The 17662-nt window shown below is 75.7% G+C and carries 15 protein-coding genes; 11 read left to right on the top strand and 4 right to left on the bottom strand.

Translation table 11 applies throughout. The annotated features are described in order from the left end of the window. Nucleotides 1-226 precede the first annotated feature (226 nt). From H7X46_RS24045 to H7X46_RS24035, 3 genes are read left to right on the top strand one after another with little or no spacing between them, the layout of a single operon-like run. Nucleotides 227-1753, top strand: coding sequence for an MFS transporter (locus H7X46_RS24045; RefSeq protein WP_186361525.1), 1527 nt, complete (start codon nt 227-229; stop codon nt 1751-1753). Beyond that, nucleotides 1750-4230, top strand: a complete 2481-nt coding sequence (locus tag H7X46_RS24040; protein ID WP_186361524.1) for a PEP/pyruvate-binding domain-containing protein — start codon at nt 1750-1752, stop codon at nt 4228-4230. Before H7X46_RS24045 ends, H7X46_RS24040 begins: the two co-directional genes overlap by 4 nt. Before the next feature lie 52 nt (nt 4231-4282). Then, entirely contained in the window at nt 4283-4900 is a 618-nt protein-coding gene (locus tag H7X46_RS24035; protein ID WP_186361523.1) for a TetR/AcrR family transcriptional regulator, read from the top strand. 435 nt (nt 4901-5335) lie between these two features. Here H7X46_RS24035 and H7X46_RS24030 read toward each other — a convergent pair whose 3' ends face one another. Beyond that, a complete protein-coding gene (locus H7X46_RS24030) occupies nt 5336-6088 on the bottom strand; it encodes an oxidoreductase (RefSeq protein WP_186361522.1) in 753 nt (250 codons plus the stop codon). A gap of 342 nt (nt 6089-6430) precedes the next feature. On the opposite strand from H7X46_RS24030, the gene acs reads away from it, so the two are divergent. The 6 genes from acs (at nt 6431) to H7X46_RS24000 (ending at nt 13134) form a co-directional block, all read left to right on the top strand. Continuing rightward, the gene (gene acs, locus H7X46_RS24025) at nt 6431-8407 is read left to right on the top strand and encodes an acetate--CoA ligase (protein WP_186361521.1); all 1977 of its coding nucleotides are present in this window, start codon (nt 6431-6433) and stop codon (nt 8405-8407) included. A 72-nt stretch (nt 8408-8479) separates the two neighbouring features. Next, entirely contained in the window at nt 8480-8908 is a 429-nt protein-coding gene (gene arfB, locus H7X46_RS24020) for an alternative ribosome rescue aminoacyl-tRNA hydrolase ArfB (protein WP_186361520.1), read from the top strand. Between the two features lie 130 nt (nt 8909-9038). Next, complete coding sequence (locus H7X46_RS24015; RefSeq protein ID WP_186361519.1) at nt 9039-9539, top strand: phage holin family protein; 501 nt, start codon at nt 9039-9041, stop codon at nt 9537-9539. An 8-nt stretch (nt 9540-9547) separates the two neighbouring features. Beyond that, nucleotides 9548-10489, top strand: coding sequence for an alpha/beta fold hydrolase (locus H7X46_RS24010; RefSeq protein WP_186361518.1), 942 nt, complete (start codon nt 9548-9550; stop codon nt 10487-10489). A 90-nt stretch (nt 10490-10579) separates the two neighbouring features. After that, complete coding sequence (purD, locus tag H7X46_RS24005; protein ID WP_186361517.1) at nt 10580-11848, top strand: phosphoribosylamine--glycine ligase; 1269 nt, start codon at nt 10580-10582, stop codon at nt 11846-11848. A 101-nt stretch (nt 11849-11949) separates the two neighbouring features. Next, nucleotides 11950-13134, top strand: a complete 1185-nt coding sequence (locus H7X46_RS24000; RefSeq protein ID WP_186361516.1) for a pyridoxal phosphate-dependent aminotransferase — start codon at nt 11950-11952, stop codon at nt 13132-13134. Here H7X46_RS24000 and H7X46_RS23995 read toward each other — a convergent pair. Further along, a complete protein-coding gene (locus H7X46_RS23995; protein WP_222131409.1) occupies nt 13059-13679 on the bottom strand; it encodes a CGNR zinc finger domain-containing protein in 621 nt (206 codons plus the stop codon). The genes H7X46_RS24000 and H7X46_RS23995 overlap by 76 nt on opposite strands. Before the next feature lie 96 nt (nt 13680-13775). On the opposite strand from H7X46_RS23995, the gene H7X46_RS23990 reads away from it, so the two are divergent. Together H7X46_RS23990 and H7X46_RS23985 are read left to right on the top strand one after the other, a co-directional pair. Continuing rightward, a complete protein-coding gene (locus H7X46_RS23990; protein ID WP_186361515.1) occupies nt 13776-14195 on the top strand; it encodes a VOC family protein in 420 nt (139 codons plus the stop codon). Next, nucleotides 14192-14731 carry a YdeI/OmpD-associated family protein gene (locus H7X46_RS23985; RefSeq protein WP_186361514.1) on the top strand — a complete coding sequence of 180 codons (540 nt, stop codon included), beginning with the start codon at nt 14192-14194 and terminating at the stop codon, nt 14729-14731. Before H7X46_RS23990 ends, H7X46_RS23985 begins: the two co-directional genes overlap by 4 nt. A gap of 10 nt (nt 14732-14741) precedes the next feature. Here the strand turns inward: H7X46_RS23985 and H7X46_RS23980 are convergent, their stop codons facing one another. Both H7X46_RS23980 and H7X46_RS23975 read right to left on the bottom strand, forming a co-directional pair. Beyond that, complete coding sequence (locus tag H7X46_RS23980) at nt 14742-16892, bottom strand: YhgE/Pip domain-containing protein (protein ID WP_186361513.1); 2151 nt, start codon at nt 16890-16892, stop codon at nt 14742-14744. Further along, the gene (locus H7X46_RS23975; protein ID WP_186361512.1) at nt 16889-17569 is read right to left on the bottom strand and encodes an ATP-binding cassette domain-containing protein; all 681 of its coding nucleotides are present in this window, start codon (nt 17567-17569) and stop codon (nt 16889-16891) included. The genes H7X46_RS23980 and H7X46_RS23975 overlap by 4 nt, the downstream gene beginning before the upstream one ends. Nucleotides 17570-17662 lie beyond the last annotated feature (93 nt).

Genomic DNA, 17662 nt, shown 5'->3' with positions numbered 1-17662 from the left:
TGGTCACCCCCATCCTCGGGAGACCTCGACCCCTACCCGGCCACCGACGCGCCGACCGGACTACACCCTCAACTGCGAGGAGCCGGTAAGGCCCGCGCGGCCGTTCCGGGGTGAGCAGGCAGCCTATCGAAATAAGAAACGTTGCGTTCACTACAGCGCGGGTCTAGCTTCGGGTGTGAACCCGGCCGTCGGGCCGGGTTGGGGTCCGTTCACCTCGGGGGCGCCGATGCCCGGCGACACGCCACCCGCCGCGCCGGGCGCAGACCGGCCGCGCGGCGCCGCCGTGCTCGGCCTGCTGATCGTCATGCTGATGGGCGCGCTGGACCAGACCGTCCTGGCCCCCGCCCTGCCGTTCGTCGCCGCCGATCTCGGCGGGCTCGACTCCATGTCGATGATCGTGACCGCGTACCTGGTGTCGGCGACCGCGGTGATGCCGATCTACGGCAAGCTCGGCGACCGCTACGGCCGCCGCCCGCTGCTGCAGGCCGCGATCGTGGTGTTCGTCGCCGGCGCGGTGGGGAGCGCGGTCGCCGGCTCGATCACCTGGCTGATCGCCGCCCGGGTGGTGCAGGGCGCCGGTGGCGGCGGGTTGATGATCGGGGCCCAGGCGGTGATCGGCGAGATCGTGAGCCCGCGCGAGCGCGGGCGCTACCTCGGCGTGATCGGCGCCGCCTACGTCGTCGCCGCGGTCGCGGGGCCGCTGCTCGGCGGGCTGGTCGTGGACGCGCTGTCCTGGCGATGGATCTTCGCCCTGTACCCGCCGCTGGGCCTGCTGGCGCTGGTCCTGGTCACGGCCACGCTGAGGCTGCCGCGACCGGCCGGGACGCGCCTCCCGCTGGACGTGCTCGGCGCCGCGGGGCTGGCCGCGGTCGCCGCCGGGGTGGCGGTGCTGGGCACGGCGCCGGGCCGGGACGGGGCGCCCGGCTGGCTGGTCCCGGTGGCCGCCGCGGTGCTGCTGGCCGGGGCCGCGGGGTGGGTGCTCGGTGCCCGCCGCGCCGCGGACCCGGTGCTGCCCGGCCGGCTGTTCCGGGACCCGGCGATCGCCGTCTCCGCCGCGACCGCGTTCCTGATCGGGTTCACCCTGTTCGGCGCGATCAGCTTCATGCCCGCCTACCTGCAGATCTCGCTCGGCACGACGGCGACCGGGGCGGGGCTGCCGATCACCGCGCTCATGGGCGGCGTGCTGCTGACCACGATCCTGTCCGGACGACTGATCACCCGCACCGGCCGCTACCGCCCCTACCCGATCGCCGGGACGGCGGTCGCGGCGATCGGGCTGGTGCTGCTGGCGTCCGTCGGCGCCGGCGGGCCCGCGTCGCTGGTCGCCGCGCTGCTCGCGCTGCTCGGCCTCGGGATCGGGCTGGTGATGCAGGTGATGGTCCTGGTGGCCCAGAACGCCGCGGACTACCGCGACCTGGGCGCCGCGACCGCGGCGGTGACGTTCCTGCGCCAGATCGGGGCCACGGCCGGCGTCGCGATCTTCGGGGCGCTGCTGAACCTGCGTTTCGCGGCCCGGGCGCCCGACCAGGTCGCGGTCGGCGGTGCGGCCGGGCTGGCCCCGGACGAGCTCGCCGGGCTGGACCCCGGCGACCGCGCGGCGGTCGGCACGGCGTTCGGTGACGCGTTCACGCCGCTGCTCGGCTACGCGGCCCCGCTCATGGCGCTGGCGTTCGTGCTGGCGCTCCTGCTGCCCGCGCGCCCGCTGCGCGAGACCGCCCACGCGCCCGCCACCGGACCGGAGGAGCCGAGATGACCGACCTGCGTCCCGCCCCGACCCCCGAGCGGGCCGTCGCCCCGCTGGCCGCGTTCGGCCGGGAGGATCTCCCGGCGGTCGGCGGCAAGGCCGCCAACCTGGGCGAGCTGATCCGGGCCGGGCTACCGGTGCCGGACGGGTTCGCCGTGACCACCGCGGCCTACGCGCGGGTCGCCGCGCACAACGGGCTCGACGACCTGGCCCGCGCCGGGGCACCGGATGCGGCGGCGCGGCTGCGGGACGGCTTCGCCCGCGCCGAGATCCCGGACGACCTGCGGCAGGACCTGCTCGACGCCTACGCCGCGCTGGGCGGCGGACCGGTCGCCGTGCGCTCCAGCGCCACCGCCGAGGACCTGCCCGGTGCCGCGTTCGCCGGCCAGCAGGACACCTTCCTCAACGTCGCCGGTGAGGCCGCCCTGCTGGACGCCGTCCGCCGCTGCTGGGGGTCGCTGTGGACCGACCGGGCGGTCGCCTACCGCCGGCGGATCGGGATCGACCCGGCCGGCGTGCGGATCGCGGTGGCGGTGCAGGTGATGGCCGCGGCGAACTGGGCGGGGGTGCTGTTCACGGCGCACCCGGTGACCGGCGACCGCGAGCGGCTGGTGGTGGAGGCCGGGCGCGGGCTCGGCGAGGCGGTGGTGTCCGGCCTGGTCACCCCGGAGCACTACGAGCTCGACCCGGCCGGTGCGGTGCTCGAGCACGTCGCCGGGCGCGGCGAGGTGGTGGTCGGCGCCGTCGAGGGCGGCGGTGTCGCGCACCGTGAGGGCGGGCCGGCCGGCGGGCCGCCGGCCGCGCTGCTGGCCGAGCTCGTCCGGCTCGGCCGGGCCGTGGCCGAGCACTACGCGCGGCCGATGGACGTCGAGTGGGCGTCCGCCGGTGACCGGGTGCTGTTGCTGCAGGCCCGGCCGATGACGGCCGTGCCGCCGGAACCGTTGCGGCTCGACCCGATCCAGCGGCGGGTGGCGCCGATCCTGCTGGACATGTTCCAGGGCCGCCCGTACCCGCTGGACGTCACGACCTGGACCGGCGCGCTGCTGGGCATGGTCGCGGAGATGCTGCACGGCCTGGCCGGCGCGCGGTTCCCGCCGGTCGGCGCCGTGCTGCCGGAGCGGGACGGGGTGGTCACCCGGTTCGTGCCACCGTCCCCGCGGCCGACCGCGCTCACCCCGGCCCGGCCGTTCCAGCTGTACGCGCGCAGCCGCAGGTTCGACCCGGCCCGCTGGACCGAGGACCCGCGGTTCGCCGCGTTCGAGCGCGACCTCGCCGGGCTCGCCGCGCGGCCCGCCACCGACCTGGACTGGGTCGAGCTGCGCCGCCGCCCGGCCGCGGTGCTGGCGTTGCTGCCCGGCATGACCGCGCTACGGGTGGACTACCTGGCCGGCTGGGTGGTGCCGATGGCGCAGCTGCGGCTGCTCCTGGCCGTCCTGCACCGCGGCGCGGACCTCGGTGACCTGATGTTCGGCGCGGTCACCCGCACCGAGGACGCCAACCGGGGGCTGGAGGCGCTGGCCGGCCGGGTCCGCGACGACCGGGAGCTGGCCGGCGCGTTCGCCGCGCGGACGCCCGGCGAGCTCGCCGCGGCGCTGGACGAGCACCCGGGCTTCGCCGCCGCGTTCCGCGGGTTCCTGACCGAGTACGGGCACCGCGAGACGCTCAGCGCGCTCTACGTCTCCGCGCCGACCTGGCGGGACAGCCCGGAGACCGTGCTCAGCCTGGTCCAGCTGCTCGCCTCCGACCCGCCGGCCGCCCGGCCCGACCGGGCCGGGAAGGCGCTCGACCGGCTGCTCGGCCACCCCCTGCTCCGCAGCGAGCGTGCCCGGCGCCGGGTGCGCCGGCTGGTCGGTCGGGTGCGCGAGGGCATGAAGCTGCGCGAGGACACCCACTTCCACTTCACCCGGCTGCTGCCGCCGCTGCGTGATGCCCTGCTGGAGATCGGCCACCGGCTCGCCGGCGACGGCGTGCTGGACGTCCCCGACGACGTCTTCCACCTGCGGCTCGACGAGCTGGAGGGCATCGAGCGACTGCCCGGGCTCACCCCGGAGCGCCGCGCACGGCTGCGCGCGACCGTGACCCGCCGCGCCGCCGCCCGCGAGGAGCTGGCCGGCGTCCCGATGCTGAACCTGCACGCCCTCGGCGCGACCCGCACCGTCCCGGGGGACGCGCTGGTGGCCGGGACCCCCGCCTGCGGCGGCCGCGCCGAGGGACCGGTCCGGGTGATCCGCTCGGCCGACGAGTTCGACCGGATGCGCAGCGGCGACGTCCTGGTCTGCCCGTACACCAACCCGTCCTGGACGCCGCTGTTCCAGCGGGCGGCCGCGGTCGTGGCCGACGCCGGCGGGGTCGGGTCGCACGCCGCGATCGTCGCCCGCGAGTACGGCATCCCGGCGATCATGGGGACCGGCCGCGGGACCGCGGTGCTCGCCGACGGCCTCCGGGTGCGGGTCGACGGCGACACCGGCACGGTGCGGCCCGCCTAGACTCCTCCGCCGACCGGGCCGGATCGCCCGACGACGGGAAGGGACACCGAGCGTGGACGACCGGAGCACCCCGCCGGGTGGTGCGGCGGCCCGGAGGACCCGGCGCCGCGGCGACGCGCTGAACGCGGCGATCTTCGAGGCGACCCTGGACGAGCTGGCCGCCGGCGGCTACGCGCGGCTCACCATGGAGCGCGTCGCGGAGCGTGCGGGCGCGGGCAAGGCGTCGCTCTACCGGCGCTGGCCGAACCGCGCCGGCCTGGTGATGGACGCCGTCTACCACCTGCTGCCCTCGCCGGAGCACCCCGAGGACACCGGCAGCCTGCGCGGCGACCTGCTCGCGTTGTTCCGCAGCATCGCGGGCAGCCTCGACGGGCCCGCCGGGGAGGCCTTCCGAGGACTGCTCAGCGAGGTGCTGACCTCCCCGGAGACCGCCGCCGAGGTGCGGGCGGGAGCGCGGGGCACCGGGGTGGCGGTGATGCGCGTGGTCGCCGGCCGCGCCGTCGAGCGCGGCGAGATCGACGCGACCTCGGTCACGCCGTGCCGGCTGGAGGCGGGGGTGGCGCTGATGCGTCACCGGTTCCTGATGGCCGGCACCCCGATCACGGACGCGGCGATCGTGGAGATCGTGGACGAGGTCGTCCTGCCGCTGCTGCACGCCCCGCCCCGGTGACGGGACACCCGCCACCGCCCCGGGACGGACCGCTCCGGACCCGTCCGCGACCGCCGTCCGGGCGTTATCGCAGGTCCGGACGGTGACGGCGCCCGATCACCCACCGAGGCTGAATCGATGCAGCCGTTCGGAAGGGTTGCTCAGGCCACACTGCAGGGACTAGGAACGAAGGCACGGACCCCGGTCAGGCCAGGGGCGGTTCGGAAGAGAAGAGCCCGCCTCCCCCGTCCGGGCTCCGTACGCGAGAGCCGGGTACTTCCAACGCCGAGCACGCCGCGGGAGGCATGTCGTCGTGGGCCTGCGCACCGGGACGCCGGGCGCCGAGGCCACCGGACACGACACGTAGTGCACGCTAGGAGCCGGATCTCGCGTCGAGCCGGGCGGTGCTCTCTCGGGGGCGCCGCCCGGCTCTCGTTTGTGGGGTGACGACCGGGCTCAGCCCGACCGGGCGGCCGCGATCGACAGCCCCTCGCGCCCGCCGGCCTCCCACTCCGCGCAGGTGTGCGTGATCCACCGGGCCAGCCCCTCCGGGGACCCGGTCGCGAACGCCTCGGCCGCCGCCCGGTACTCGGCGGCCCGGCGAAGGAACCCGACCTCGGGCACCGACAAGCCGCGCGGATCCAGGCCCGACGACATGGCCGTCAGCCGGGCCGCGGCGCGGGCGACCACCCCGTCCGCGGTGCCGAACGGGCGCAGCGTCAGCAGCTCACCGTGCACCACCGCGACGAGCACCGGGGCCGGCACCGACGTCCCGCCGCCGAGCAGGTCGGCCAGCAGCGACAGCCGCGCCGCCGTGCCGGGACGGGGTCGGCCCAGGTCGGTCTCGTGCGCCTCGACCGGCACCAGGTCGGTCGCCGCCAGCACGTGCAGCCGGGCCAGCCCCTGCAGCGGGGCACGGCCCCAGACCTCCAGGAGCTTGGCCCGCTCGTCGGCGATCCGGACCGCGCCCGCGAGGACCGGGTCGGACACGTGGTCGGAGGTCGCCGGGCGCAGCGGCGCACCGTCGAGCGCCGCCGACGACCGGGCCGCGCGCAGGGCCGCCTCGGCCGCCGTCGCCGGCCAGCCCCGCCGGTTCACGGGCTGGTTGTGCACCTCGGTCGCGGCGTCCCTGGCCCGGGCGACCGCCTCGGGCACGCCGGGCAGTGCCGCGAGCGGGGCGAGCGGATCGTCGGTGGAGGTGCCGGCCATGGCGTCATCGTCGCAGCCGGTGCCCTACCGTCGGGTAGCGGTCCGCGGCCGCCGCGCCACCCCACCCTCCGGTGAGGGCCCGATCCGGCGGCGGGACCGCTCGTCGGCCGATCGTCGACCGCCCGTCGGCCACCGGTCCGGGCGGTCGGCGATCCGCACGCACCGGCCGTGCCTCCGCCGCGATCCCCACCTGCACCGGCGACCGGCCGTCCTGTCCCCTCAGACGGTGCGGAGACGGACCGTGTTCACTAGCGTCGGTCCGCACACGTGTGCGCACACCGAGTGCGCCTGTGGCCGTGATCACGGCCCGTAACACCGCCGCGTCGAGGAGGACACGAGGACATGGCCGAGTCCGAGAAGAGCAGCGCTCTGGACGCACTGTCCACCGAGAGCCGGTCGTTCCCTCCGCCGGAGGGTTTCGCGGCACAGGCCAACGCCACGGCCGACTGGTACGACCGTGCCGACGCCGACCGCGAGGGCTTCTGGGCGGAGCAGGCGAACCGCCTGGACTGGACGAAGCAGTGGGACACCGTCCTGGAATGGGAGCCACCGTTCGCGAAGTGGTTCGTCGGCGGGCAGCTGAACGTCGCCTACAACTGTGCCGACCGGCACGTCGAGGCCGGCAACGGCGACCGGGTCGCCATCCACTGGGAGGGCGAGCCCGGTGACAGCCGCACGATCACCTACGCCGACCTCCAGCGCGAGGTCTCCAAGACCGCGAACGCGCTGGCCGGGCTCGGTGTCGGCAAGGGCGACCGGGTCGCGATCCAGCTGCCGATGATCCCCGAGGCGATCTTCTCGATGCTGGCCTGCGCCCGGCTGGGTGCCCTGCACAGCGTGGTGTTCGGCGGGTTCTCGCCGGGCGCGCTGAAGGCCCGCATCGAGGACGCCGAGGCGAAGGTCCTCATCACCTCCGACGGCCAGTTCCGCCGGGGCAAGCCGGCACCGATGAAGGAGAACACCGACCAGGCCGTCGAGGGCACCACGATCGAGAAGGTCCTGGTCGTCCGGCGGACCGAGACCGAGGTCCCGTGGACCGAGGGCCGCGACCTGTGGTGGCACGACGTCGTCGACGCCGCGTCCGACCAGCACACCCCGGAGTCCTTCGACTCCGAGCACCCGCTGTTCATCCTCTACACCTCGGGCACCACCGGGAAGCCGAAGGGCATCCTGCACACCTCCGGCGGGTACCTGACGCAGGCGGCGTACACCCACCACGTGACCTTCGACCACAAGCCCGGCGAGAGCGTCTACTGGTGCACCGCCGACATCGGCTGGGTCACCGGGCACTCCTACATCGTGTACGGCCCGCTGGCCAACGGCGCCACCCAGGTCGTCTACGAGGGCACGCCGAACACCCCGCACGAGGGCCGGCACTGGGAGATCGTCCAGAAGTACGGCGTGACGATCTACTACACCGCACCGACGCTGATCCGGACGTTCATGAAGTGGGGCGACGACATCCCCGCCAAGTACGACCTGTCGTCGCTGCGCGTCCTGGGCACGGTCGGCGAGCCGATCAACCCGGAGGCCTGGATGTGGTTCCGGGAGAAGGTCGGCGGCGGGCGGTGCCCGATCGTCGACACGTGGTGGCAGACCGAGACCGGCGCGACCATGATCGCGCCGCTGCCCGGCGTCACCCACGCCAAGCCCGGCTCGGCGATGCGCCCGGTGCCGGGGATCTCGGCGATCGTCGTCGACGACGCGGGCAACAAGGTCGGCAACGGCGAGGGCGGCTACCTGGTCATCGACAAGCCGTGGCCGTCGATGCTGCGCGGCATCTGGGGTGACACCGAGCGCTACAAGGACACCTACTGGTCGCGGTTCGCCGAGCAGGGCTACTACTTCGCCGGCGACGGCGCGAAGTACGACGAGGACGGTGCGATCTGGCTGCTCGGCCGGGTCGACGACGTCATGAACGTCTCCGGGCACCGCATCTCCACCACCGAGGTGGAGTCCGCGCTGGTCAGCCACCCGTCGGTGGCCGAGGCCGCAGTCGTCGGCGCGTCCGACGAGACGACCGGCCAGGGCATCGTGGCGTTCGTGATCCTCCGCGGGGGGTCGGCGACCGACGCGGCGAAGGGCGAGGAGGCGATCAAGGCGCTGCGCGACCACGTCGCCAAGGAGATCGGCCCGATCGCGAAGCCGCGCCAGATCATGGTCGTCGAGGAGCTGCCGAAGACCCGCTCCGGCAAGATCATGCGGCGGCTGCTGCGTGACGTGGCGGAGAACCGGGAGGTCGGCGACGTCTCGACGCTGGCCGACTCGTCGGTCATGGACCTGATCTCCACCGGCATGAAGGACTCCAAGGAGGAGTAGGAAGGCCTGCGCGACGGCCCCCGGAGCCCGCCGGGCGGGTCCCGGGGGCCGTCGGCGTCCACAATGCGGGGGATGGACGGCGACGGGGTGCCGGTGCGGCGGGGGTTCGTCGTGCCGGAGCGGGAGCTGCGGTGGCGGTTCTCCCGCGCGTCCGGCCCGGGCGGCCAGGGGGTCAACACCACCGACTCGCGGGCCGAGCTGTCGTTCGACGTCGCGCGTTCGCCGAGCATCCCGCCGGAGCTGCGCGCACGGGCCCTGGAACGGCTGCGGGCCCGGTTGGTCGACGGCGTCCTGACGATCACCGCCGCCGAGCACCGCAGCCAGCTGCGCAACCGGGAGGCGGCGCGCCGCCGGCTCGCGGCGGTCCTCGGCGAGGCGACGGCGCCCGGGCCCCGCACCCGCCGGGCGACCCGGCCGACCGCGGGGTCGCAGCGCAGGCGGCTCGACGCCAAGGCCAGGCGGGGACAGATCAAGAAGATGCGTGGCCGTCCGGACGAGTGAGGGCCGTCCACCGGGGACGGGACGGCGTGGCGCAGCCGAGCGGGCACGGGGTCCACGTGGCACGATGGCGACTCATCGATCGACGGCCGTCCGGGGGACAGCGTCCCGGGAAGGCGAGGGTGCAGGAGGGATGACCGTGGCCAGCAACAGCCAGTCCGGCAACGCGGAGGTTCCGCCGGTCCTGCCCTCGATCCCGCTCACACCGGAGCCGGGGCCGCGCGACGCCTCGCTCGGCGCGCTGGCCAAGGACGTCACCACGCACCTGTCCACCCTGGTCCGGTCCGAGGTGGAGCTGGCGAAGGCCGAGGTCACCGCCGAGGTCAAGAAGGGCGTGCAGGGCAGCGTCTTCTTCGTGATCGCCGCGGTGATCGGGCTCTTCAGCCTGTTCTACCTGTTCTTCACCCTCGCCGAGTTCCTGTCGCTGTGGCTCAACCGCGCGGCCGGCTTCGGGATCACGTTCCTGATCATGCTGCTCGTGGCCGGGCTCTTCGGCCTGCTCGGCTACCTGCGGGTGCGCAAGATCCGCAAGCCGGAGCGGACCATCGACTCCCTGAAGGACTCCGCCCAGGTGCTGTCGCAGCGCGGCAAGGGCGACAACGTCCGCGAGCTCACCGACCGCCCCTCCGCCTAGAACTCCCGGTGGCCGTGCCGGACCCGTCGGTCGTCCGGGTCCCCGGCCGCTGGACGCACCGTGCGGTGTCGGCCAACGGCATCCGCATCCACGTCGTCGAGCACGGTCCCCCGGGCGGCCCGCTCGTCGTGCTGCTGCACGGCTTCCCCGAGTTCTGGTGGACCTGGCGGCACCAGTTGCTCGCCCTGGGCGACGCCGGGTTCCACGCCGTCGCCCCGGACCTGCGCGGTTACGGCGACACCGACAAGCCGCCCCGCGGGTACGACCTGTGGACCCTCGCCGGCGACTGCGCCGGTCTGATCCGGGCGCTGGGGGAGCGGCGGGCCCACGTCGTCGGGCACGACTGGGGGGCCGCGATCGCGTGGAGCACGGCGGCGCTGCACCCGCGGCTGGTGATGTCGCTGACCGCGCTGGGCGCCCCGCACCCCACGACGATGCGCGACGCGTTGCTGCGCGACCCCCTCGGCCAGGGCCGGGCCAGCCGCTACATGGCCGGGTTCCAGCTGCCGCGGCTGCCCGAGCGGTCGCTGCGGGCCGACGGCGGCGCGCGCGTCGAACGGATCATGCGGGCCTGGGCGGGGCCGGAGTGGACGTCCACGCCGGACTTCGCCGACACCGTCGCCCGCAACCGCCGGGCCATCCGCATCTCCACCGTCGCGCACTGCAGCCTCGAGTACTACCGGTGGGCGATGCGCTCGCAGTTCCGCACCGACGGCCGCCGGTTCGCCCGCGCGGTCGCCGGTCCGGTCGGTGTCCCGGTGCTGCAGGTGCACGGCGCCGGGGACCCGTGCGTGCTCGACGCGACGATGCGGCGGGCCCGTCGCTTCGTCGGGGCAGGGTTCACCCACCACGCGCTGCCGGCGACCGGGCACTTCCCGCAGCAGGAGCGGCCGGTGCAGGTCACGGCGCTGCTGCGGGCACATCTGGCGGCGGCCGCCGACCCGGTGTGACGGGCGCCGTGACCCGGACGGGTGGTGGCCGGGCCGGCGACGGACGGGCGGTGCCCCGGCCCCGGACGTGCACGGATACGCTCGACGACCGTGCGAATCCTGGTCGTGGGTAGCGGCGCGCGCGAGCACGCCATCACGGTGTCCCTGGCGCAGGACCCGGGGGTGACGGCCCTGGCCTGCGCCCCCGGCAACGCGGGGACGGCAGCCGTCGCCGAGCAGCTCGGGCTCGACGTGTCCGACAACGACGCCCTCGTGGCCCTCGCCCGGGAGTGGCGGGCGGACCTGGTCGTCATCGGGCCGGAGGTGCCGCTGGTCAACGGGGCCGCGGACGCGGTGCGGGCGGCCGGCATCCCGTGCTTCGGGCCCGGGCGCGAGGCCGCCCGGATCGAGGGGTCCAAGGCGTTCGCCAAGTCGGTGATGAGCTCCGCCGGGGTGCCGACGGCGTCCTCGGTCGTGGTGGACAACCCCGCCCACCTGGACACCGCGCTGAGCGTGTTCACCCCGCCGTACGTGGTGAAGGACGACGGCCTGGCCGCCGGCAAGGGCGTCGTCGTCTCCTCCGACGTCGAGGTCGCCCGGGCGCACGCGCTGAGCCTGCTCGACGCGGGCCACCCGGCGCTGCTGGAGTCCTTCCTGGACGGGCCGGAGGCGTCGCTGTTCTGCCTGGTCGACGGGACGACGGTGGTGCCGCTGCTGCCGGCCCAGGACTTCAAGCGGGTCGGTGACGGCGACACCGGGCCGAACACCGGCGGCATGGGCGCCTACTGCCCGCTGCCCTGGGCCGGCGAGGAGCTGACCGGCGAGCTGGTCGAGCGGATCGTCCGCCCGGTCGCCGCCGAGCTGGTGGCGCGCGGAGCCCCCTTCACCGGGCTGCTCTACGCCGGCCTCGCCCTCACCTCCCAGGGGCCCGCGGTGATCGAGTTCAACTGCCGGTTCGGCGACCCCGAGACCCAGGCCGTGCTCGCGCTGCTGCGCACGCCGCTGGCCCGGTTGCTGCACGCGACGGCGACCGGCACGCTCGCCGAGCAGCCGCCGCTGGAGTGGGCCGACGGCTCCGCGGTCACGGTCGTGGTCGCCGCCGAGGGCTACCCGGCCACCCCCCGGCTCGGAGACGTGATCACCGGAGCGGACGGCGAGGGCGTCCTGCACGCGGGCACCCGGCGCCGCGACGACGGCGCGGTCGTCTCCTCGGGCGGCCGGGTGCTCTCGGTCGTCGGGACCGGGCCCGACCTGGCCGCGGCCCGCGCCGAGGCCTACGCGCGGCTGGAGCCGGTCCGCCTCGCCGGCTCGCACCACCGCACCGACATCGCGCTCAGGGCGGAGCGCGGGGAGATCAGCATCCCGGTCGCCCGGGCCTGACGGGGCGCCGCGGCCGTGCGCGTGGTGAACCGGCACGCTCCGCGCGTCCGGTTCCGGGCTCCCGGCCGGGCACCCCGGCCCGGCCGCCTACGCTCGGGGCCGTGACCGGACCGACCACCGCCCAGCTCACCGTCGCGGCCCGCGCCGCCGTCGCCCCGTTCCACGTCATGGACGTGTGGGCGGCCGCCGCCGAGCGGGCCCGGACGCACGGCGACCTGGTCAACCTCTCGGCCGGCCAGCCGTCCACCCCGGCCCCCGAGCCGGTCCGCGCCGCAGCCGTCGCGGCCCTGCACTCCGAGGTGCTCGGTTACACGGTCGCCCCGGGCATCGCCGAGCTGCGCGAGGCCGTCGCGCGGCACTACCGGCGCACCCGGGACCTGGCGGTGGACCCGGGCGACGTCGTGCTGACCACGGGCTCGTCCGGGGGGTTCCTGCTGGCGTTCCTGGCCGCGTTCGACGCCGGTGACCGGGTCGCGATGGCCCGGCCCGGCTACCCCTGCTACCGGAACATCCTGTCCGCGCTGGGCTGCGAGGTCGTCGAGCTGCCGTGCGGCCCGCAGACCCGGTTCCAGCCGACCGTGCAGATGCTGGAGGAGCTCGACGAGCCGGTGAAGGGCCTGATCCTGGCCAGCCCGGCGAACCCCACCGGCACCGTGCTCGAGCCGGCCGAGCTGGCCGCGCTCGCCGCCCACTGCGAGGAGCGCGGGATCCAGCTGGTCAGCGACGAGATCTACCACGGCATCACGTTCCCGGGCAGCCCGGAGACGACGTCGGCGTGGGAGACCTCCCGCGAGGCGGTGCTGGTGAACTCGTTCTCCAAGTACTTCTCGATGACCGGCTGGCGGCTCGGCTGGCTGGTGTGCCCGCCACGGCTGCGCCGCACCGTCGAGGGTCTGGCCGGGAACTTCACCGTGTGCCCGCCCGCGCTGCCGCAGCACGCCGCGCTGGCCGCGTTCGACGAGGCGAGCTACGCCGAGGCGGACGCGCACGTCGTCCGCTACGGCCGCAACCGCGACCTGCTGCTGCGCGGCCTGCCCGCGCTCGGGATCGACCGGCTCGCCCCGGCCGACGGCGCGTTCTACGTCTACGCCGACGTCGCGCACCTGCTGCGGCCCGGTGAGGACTCGATGGCGCTGACCTACCGGCTGCTCGCCGAGACCGGGATCGCGGTGGCGCCGGGCGCCGACTTCGACCCGGTCGACGGCGGGAGCTACATCCGGTTCTCGTGCGCGGGGACCTCCGAGGGCATCGAGGAGGCGCTGGCCCGCCTGCGGGCCTGGGTCTGAGCGCGCCGGCGCTCGACGAACGCGCGCTGCTTGCTGGCCGCCCCGCAGGCCGCCATCGAGCACCACACGCCGGAGCCGTTGCGGGATCGGTCGTGGAACGCCGTCCGGCAGCGCGGCTCCCGGCACACCTTGAGCCGGGACCAGGCCTTCCCGCCGGCCAGCACCGGCGCGGCCAGCGCCAGCGCGAGCGCGCCCCGGGCACCGGCCACGGCCGGGACCAGCGACGGCGGCGGCCCGGGCGAGACCCGCAGCTCCAGTCCGGGGGCGACCGCCCGCAGCCGGTCGAGGGCGTCGCCGTCCTGCGGGCACGCGGCGTCGTTGTGCCGGGCGAGCAGGGCTCGGACGCCTTCGCGCACCGCGTGGGCCAGCTCCAGGTCGGCACCGGTCACCTCGTCGTCGGCGACGTCGACGCCGGTGGAGCGGCACCAGCGGGCGAGGTCGGTCGGCGTCGCGAGGTACTCGTCGCCGCCGCCGGCGAGGTGGCCGTACCAGGTGTTGACCAGCGTCCGGGCCGGGGTCAGCGGATCGGTGTCGGGGTGCGTCACGCCGGGGATGTTACCAGCAAACAGGCTTGACAGGTCACAGTGTGACCGTCAAACTAAGTTCATCGGTCACATCCATTCCCGCCCCGGAGGCCCGCCGTGTTCCGTGGATTCGCCACCCTCAACCTCTACGCCGACGACCTGGTGGCCGCCCGCGACTGGTACGCGCAGGTGTTCGGCGTCCAGCCGTACTACGCCTACCCGGCCGCGCAGCCCGCCTACGTCGAGTTCCGGATCGGCGACGACGCCGACGAGATCGGCATCATCGACCGCCGCTGGGCGCCGCCGGGTGCGGCCGCCGGCCCGGGCGGCGCCGTCCTGCACTGGCACGTCGACGACCTGCACGGCACCCTCGAGCGCCTGCTCGAGCTCGGCGCGACCGAATACCAGCCGGTCACCGAGCACGGCGACGGCGCCGGCTTCGTCACGGCCTCGGTCGTCGACCCGTTCGGCAATATCCTGGGCATCATGCACAACCCGCACTGGCTGGCCCTGCACACGGCGGAGCCCGCGGCGTGAGCACGCTCGTCGAGGCGGCCACGCCCGCCGAGTGGCGGGCGTGGCTGGACGCGCACGCCGCGACCGCGACCGAGGCCTGGCTGGTCCTGCCGCTGGCCCGGTCCGGGCGGCCCGGCCTCACCCACCGGCAGGCGCTCGAGGAGGCGCTGTGCGTCGGCTGGATCGACGGCCTCAACCAGCGCCACGACGACACCTCCCGCCGGCAGCGGTTCACCCCCCGCTCGCCGCGCAGCGCCTGGAGCACGGTGAACCGGGAGCTGGTCGCGACGCTCACGGCCCAGGGCCGGATGGCGCCGGCCGGGCTCGCCGCCGTCGAACGGGCCAAGGCGGACGGCCGGTGGCTGCTCCTGGCCGACGCGCAGGCCGGGATCGTCCCGGACGACCTGCAGGCCGCCCTCGACGCCGACCCGGCGGCCGCCGCGGCCTGGGAGCGGCGGCGGCCCTCCGAACGACGGATGATCCTGGAGGGACTGGCCCGCGCGGTGCGGGCCGACACCCGGGCGCGCCGGATCCGGGCCGCCTGCGGCCGTCCCTGAGCCCGATCGATCAGAGGACCAGTTCGGGCTTCACCGCCGCCGGCGTCCACACCCGCTGCCTGCGGGCGGCCAGGGTCGCGACCGTGACCGCCCCCAGCAGCCACGCGAGCAGCACCGGCACGGCCGTCCCGACGACGCCGGTCAGCTCGCCGCCGTACATCAGGTGCCGCAGCGCGTCGACGGCGTAGCCCATCGGCATCACGTGGTGTATCGGGTACAGCGGCTCCGGGATGGTCTGCCACGGGAACGTCCCGCCCGCCGAGACCAGCTGCAGCACCATGAGCACCAGCCCGAGGAACTGCCCGACGCTCCCCAACCACGCGTTCAGCGCGTGCACGATCGCGGTGAACGTCAGCGACACCAGGCACAGGAACCCCAGCGTCGCGACCGCGTGCACCGGGGTGATCCCCAGCCCGAACACGACGATCGCGAACATCCCCAGCACCTGCAGCATCCCGAGCAGGGCCGCCGGGATCCAGCCGCCGAGCGCCACCCGCAGCGGGTTCTGCCCGGCCGCGATCGCCCGCCGGGACAGCGGCTGCAGCAGCAGGAACAGCACGTAGCCGCCGATCCAGGTGGCCAGCGCCATGAAGAACGGGGCGAGGCCCGCGCCGTAGGTGTCGGCCTGCGAGTGCGCGACGTCGCGGGTGGCGACCGGGTCGCCGATGGTCCGCGCCGTGGCCTCCCGGACGTCCGGGGCCGGGTTCGGGATCTGGCCGAGCCCGGAGTTCAGGCCGTCCCGCAGCTGCGCGGCGCCGGCGGCCAGCTCGCCCGTGCCCCCGTCGAGCCGGTGCGCGCCGTCGGCGAGCCGGTCGGTGCCGTCGACCGCGGTGCGCTCGCCGTCGACCAGCTGGTCGGCCCCGGACCTCAGCGCGGTCGCCCCGGTCGAGAGCCGGGTGGCGCCGTCGGAGAGCTTGCGGACGCCGCCGGCCAGCTCGGAGGCGCCGTCCCGCAGCGCTCCGGCGCCGTCGGCGGCGCGCGCGATCCCGCCGGACAGCTGCGGGGCGGACGCGGCGAGCCGCTCGGCGCCGTCGGCGACCTGGTCCGCCCCCGAGCCGAGCCGGTCGAGCTGCCCGGTCGCCTCCTGCACGCGGGCGTTGCCCCGGGTCAGCGGCTGCTTCGCCTCGGCCAGCACGCTCAGGGCGTCCTGCACCTGGTCCTCGGTGAACCCGCGCGCCCGCAGCCCGGCCGCCACCGCGCCGTCGGCGGCGTCGAGCTGCGACGCCAGCCGGGCGCTCTCCTCCGCGAGCCGGTCACCGGCGGCGGCAAGCCGGGCGTTGCCGTCGGCGACCTGCCGGGCGCCGTCGGCCAGCCGGCGGGACTGCTCGGGCAGCTGCGCGGTCGCGTCCCGCAGCGTGCCGAGGCCTGTCGCGAGCTCGCCGGCGCCGGAGCCGAGGCGGTCGGCCCCGGCTGCGGCCGTCCCCGCCCCGTGCGCGAGCGTGCCCGCCCCGGACGAGAGCTCCCCGGCGCCGGCGGCCAGCTGCTCCGCGCCGCCCAGGAGCCGGCGCTGCCCGGAGGCCAGCCGGTCGGCCCCGCCGGCGAGCTGCGCGGCACCGTCGTGCGCCTGGTGGGCCCCGTCGGCGAGCCGGCCGGCCCCGTTCGCGGCCTCCTGGGTCCTGGTGTGGATCGTGGAGAAGCCGGTGAGGAAGGTGTCCGCGGCCTCGGTCCCGACCTGGCGGGCGACCGACTCCCTGACCCGGCCGGTGAGGGTGTCGGCGATCGTGCGGACCAGGTAGTTGTTGGCGTCGTTCGTGGTCAGCACGAGCACACCCGGGCGCGGGGCGAAGTCGGCGGAGGACCGCAGTGCCGCGGTGAAGTCGCGCGGGAGCGTGAGGGCGAAGGTGTAGTCGTTGTCGCGGACACCGCGGTCGGCCTCGGCGGCGTCGACCCGGTGGAAGTCGAACGAGCCGGACTCCTCGAGCTCCGTCGCGACCTGCTCGCCGACGTTCTGCGGCCGGCCCCCGGCGTCGGTGCCCCCGGCGTCCTCGACGACGAGTGCGGCCGGGACCCGGTCCAGGCGGGAGTACGGATCGCCGTTGGCGTAGAGGTAGAAGCCCGCGTACAGCATCGGGATCAGGAGCAGCGCCAGCACCGCCAGGACCGGGAGGCGGCCCGCGGTGATCCGCCGCAGCTCGCTGATCGCCATCCGGAGCGCGCTCATCGGGTCCGCTCCGGGTGGCCGGCCCCGAGCCGGACTGCCGGGACGCCGAGCAGCGCAGCGGACGACTCCGTGCAGGTCACGACCACGGTCCGGCCCGCAGCCGCGTGCATCAGGGCAGTCTGCCACCAGGTCACCGGGGTGCCGCCGTGCCGGTCCGGCGCGGTCAGGACCAGGATCTCGACCCCGGGCCGGGCCGCGGCCAGCTCGATGGTCAGAGTGATCCGGACCGGGGCGGGAACGTCCTCGAACCGGGCCCGGGCCCACTGCTCGGCTCCGCGCTCGGCCAGCCAGGCAACCACCGCACGCGGCAGGGTACCGCGGCCGGCCATCGCCAGCTCCTCGCCGACGACCGTGCGCAGCGGCAGCACCGGATCCGGCTCGCTGACCCCGGGGGTGTCGACCACGGCGACCGCGCGCCGCAGCCGAGCGGGGGAGTCGTCGCCGTCGAGCGTGACCCGGCCGCGGGTGGGGATCATCCGCCCGGCCAGGCACAGCGCGAGCGCGGTGTGCCCGGACCCGGGCGGACCGGCGACGAGCAGCACCTGCCCCGGGACGGCGTGCAGCGAGGTCGGGGTCAGCAGCGGGCCGTGCGTGCCGTCGACGGCGATGCCGTCGGCGACGAGCCCCGCGGCCGGGGTGTCCGGGACGTCGGGAGTGGACGGGGGTGGGCTGGTCATGGCGGTCCTGCGGTTCGGCGGCGCGCGGGGCTGGCACCGGACGGGTGCGGGCTCCGGGCCGCTCCCATGGTCGGCGGAAGCGGACCGGCTTCC

The organism is Pseudonocardia sp. C8, assembly GCF_014267175.1.
Classification (GTDB): Bacteria; Actinomycetota; Actinomycetes; order Mycobacteriales; family Pseudonocardiaceae; genus Pseudonocardia.
Note: the sequence above shows the minus strand (reverse complement) of the source record. Positions and strands in the feature narration are given on the sequence as shown.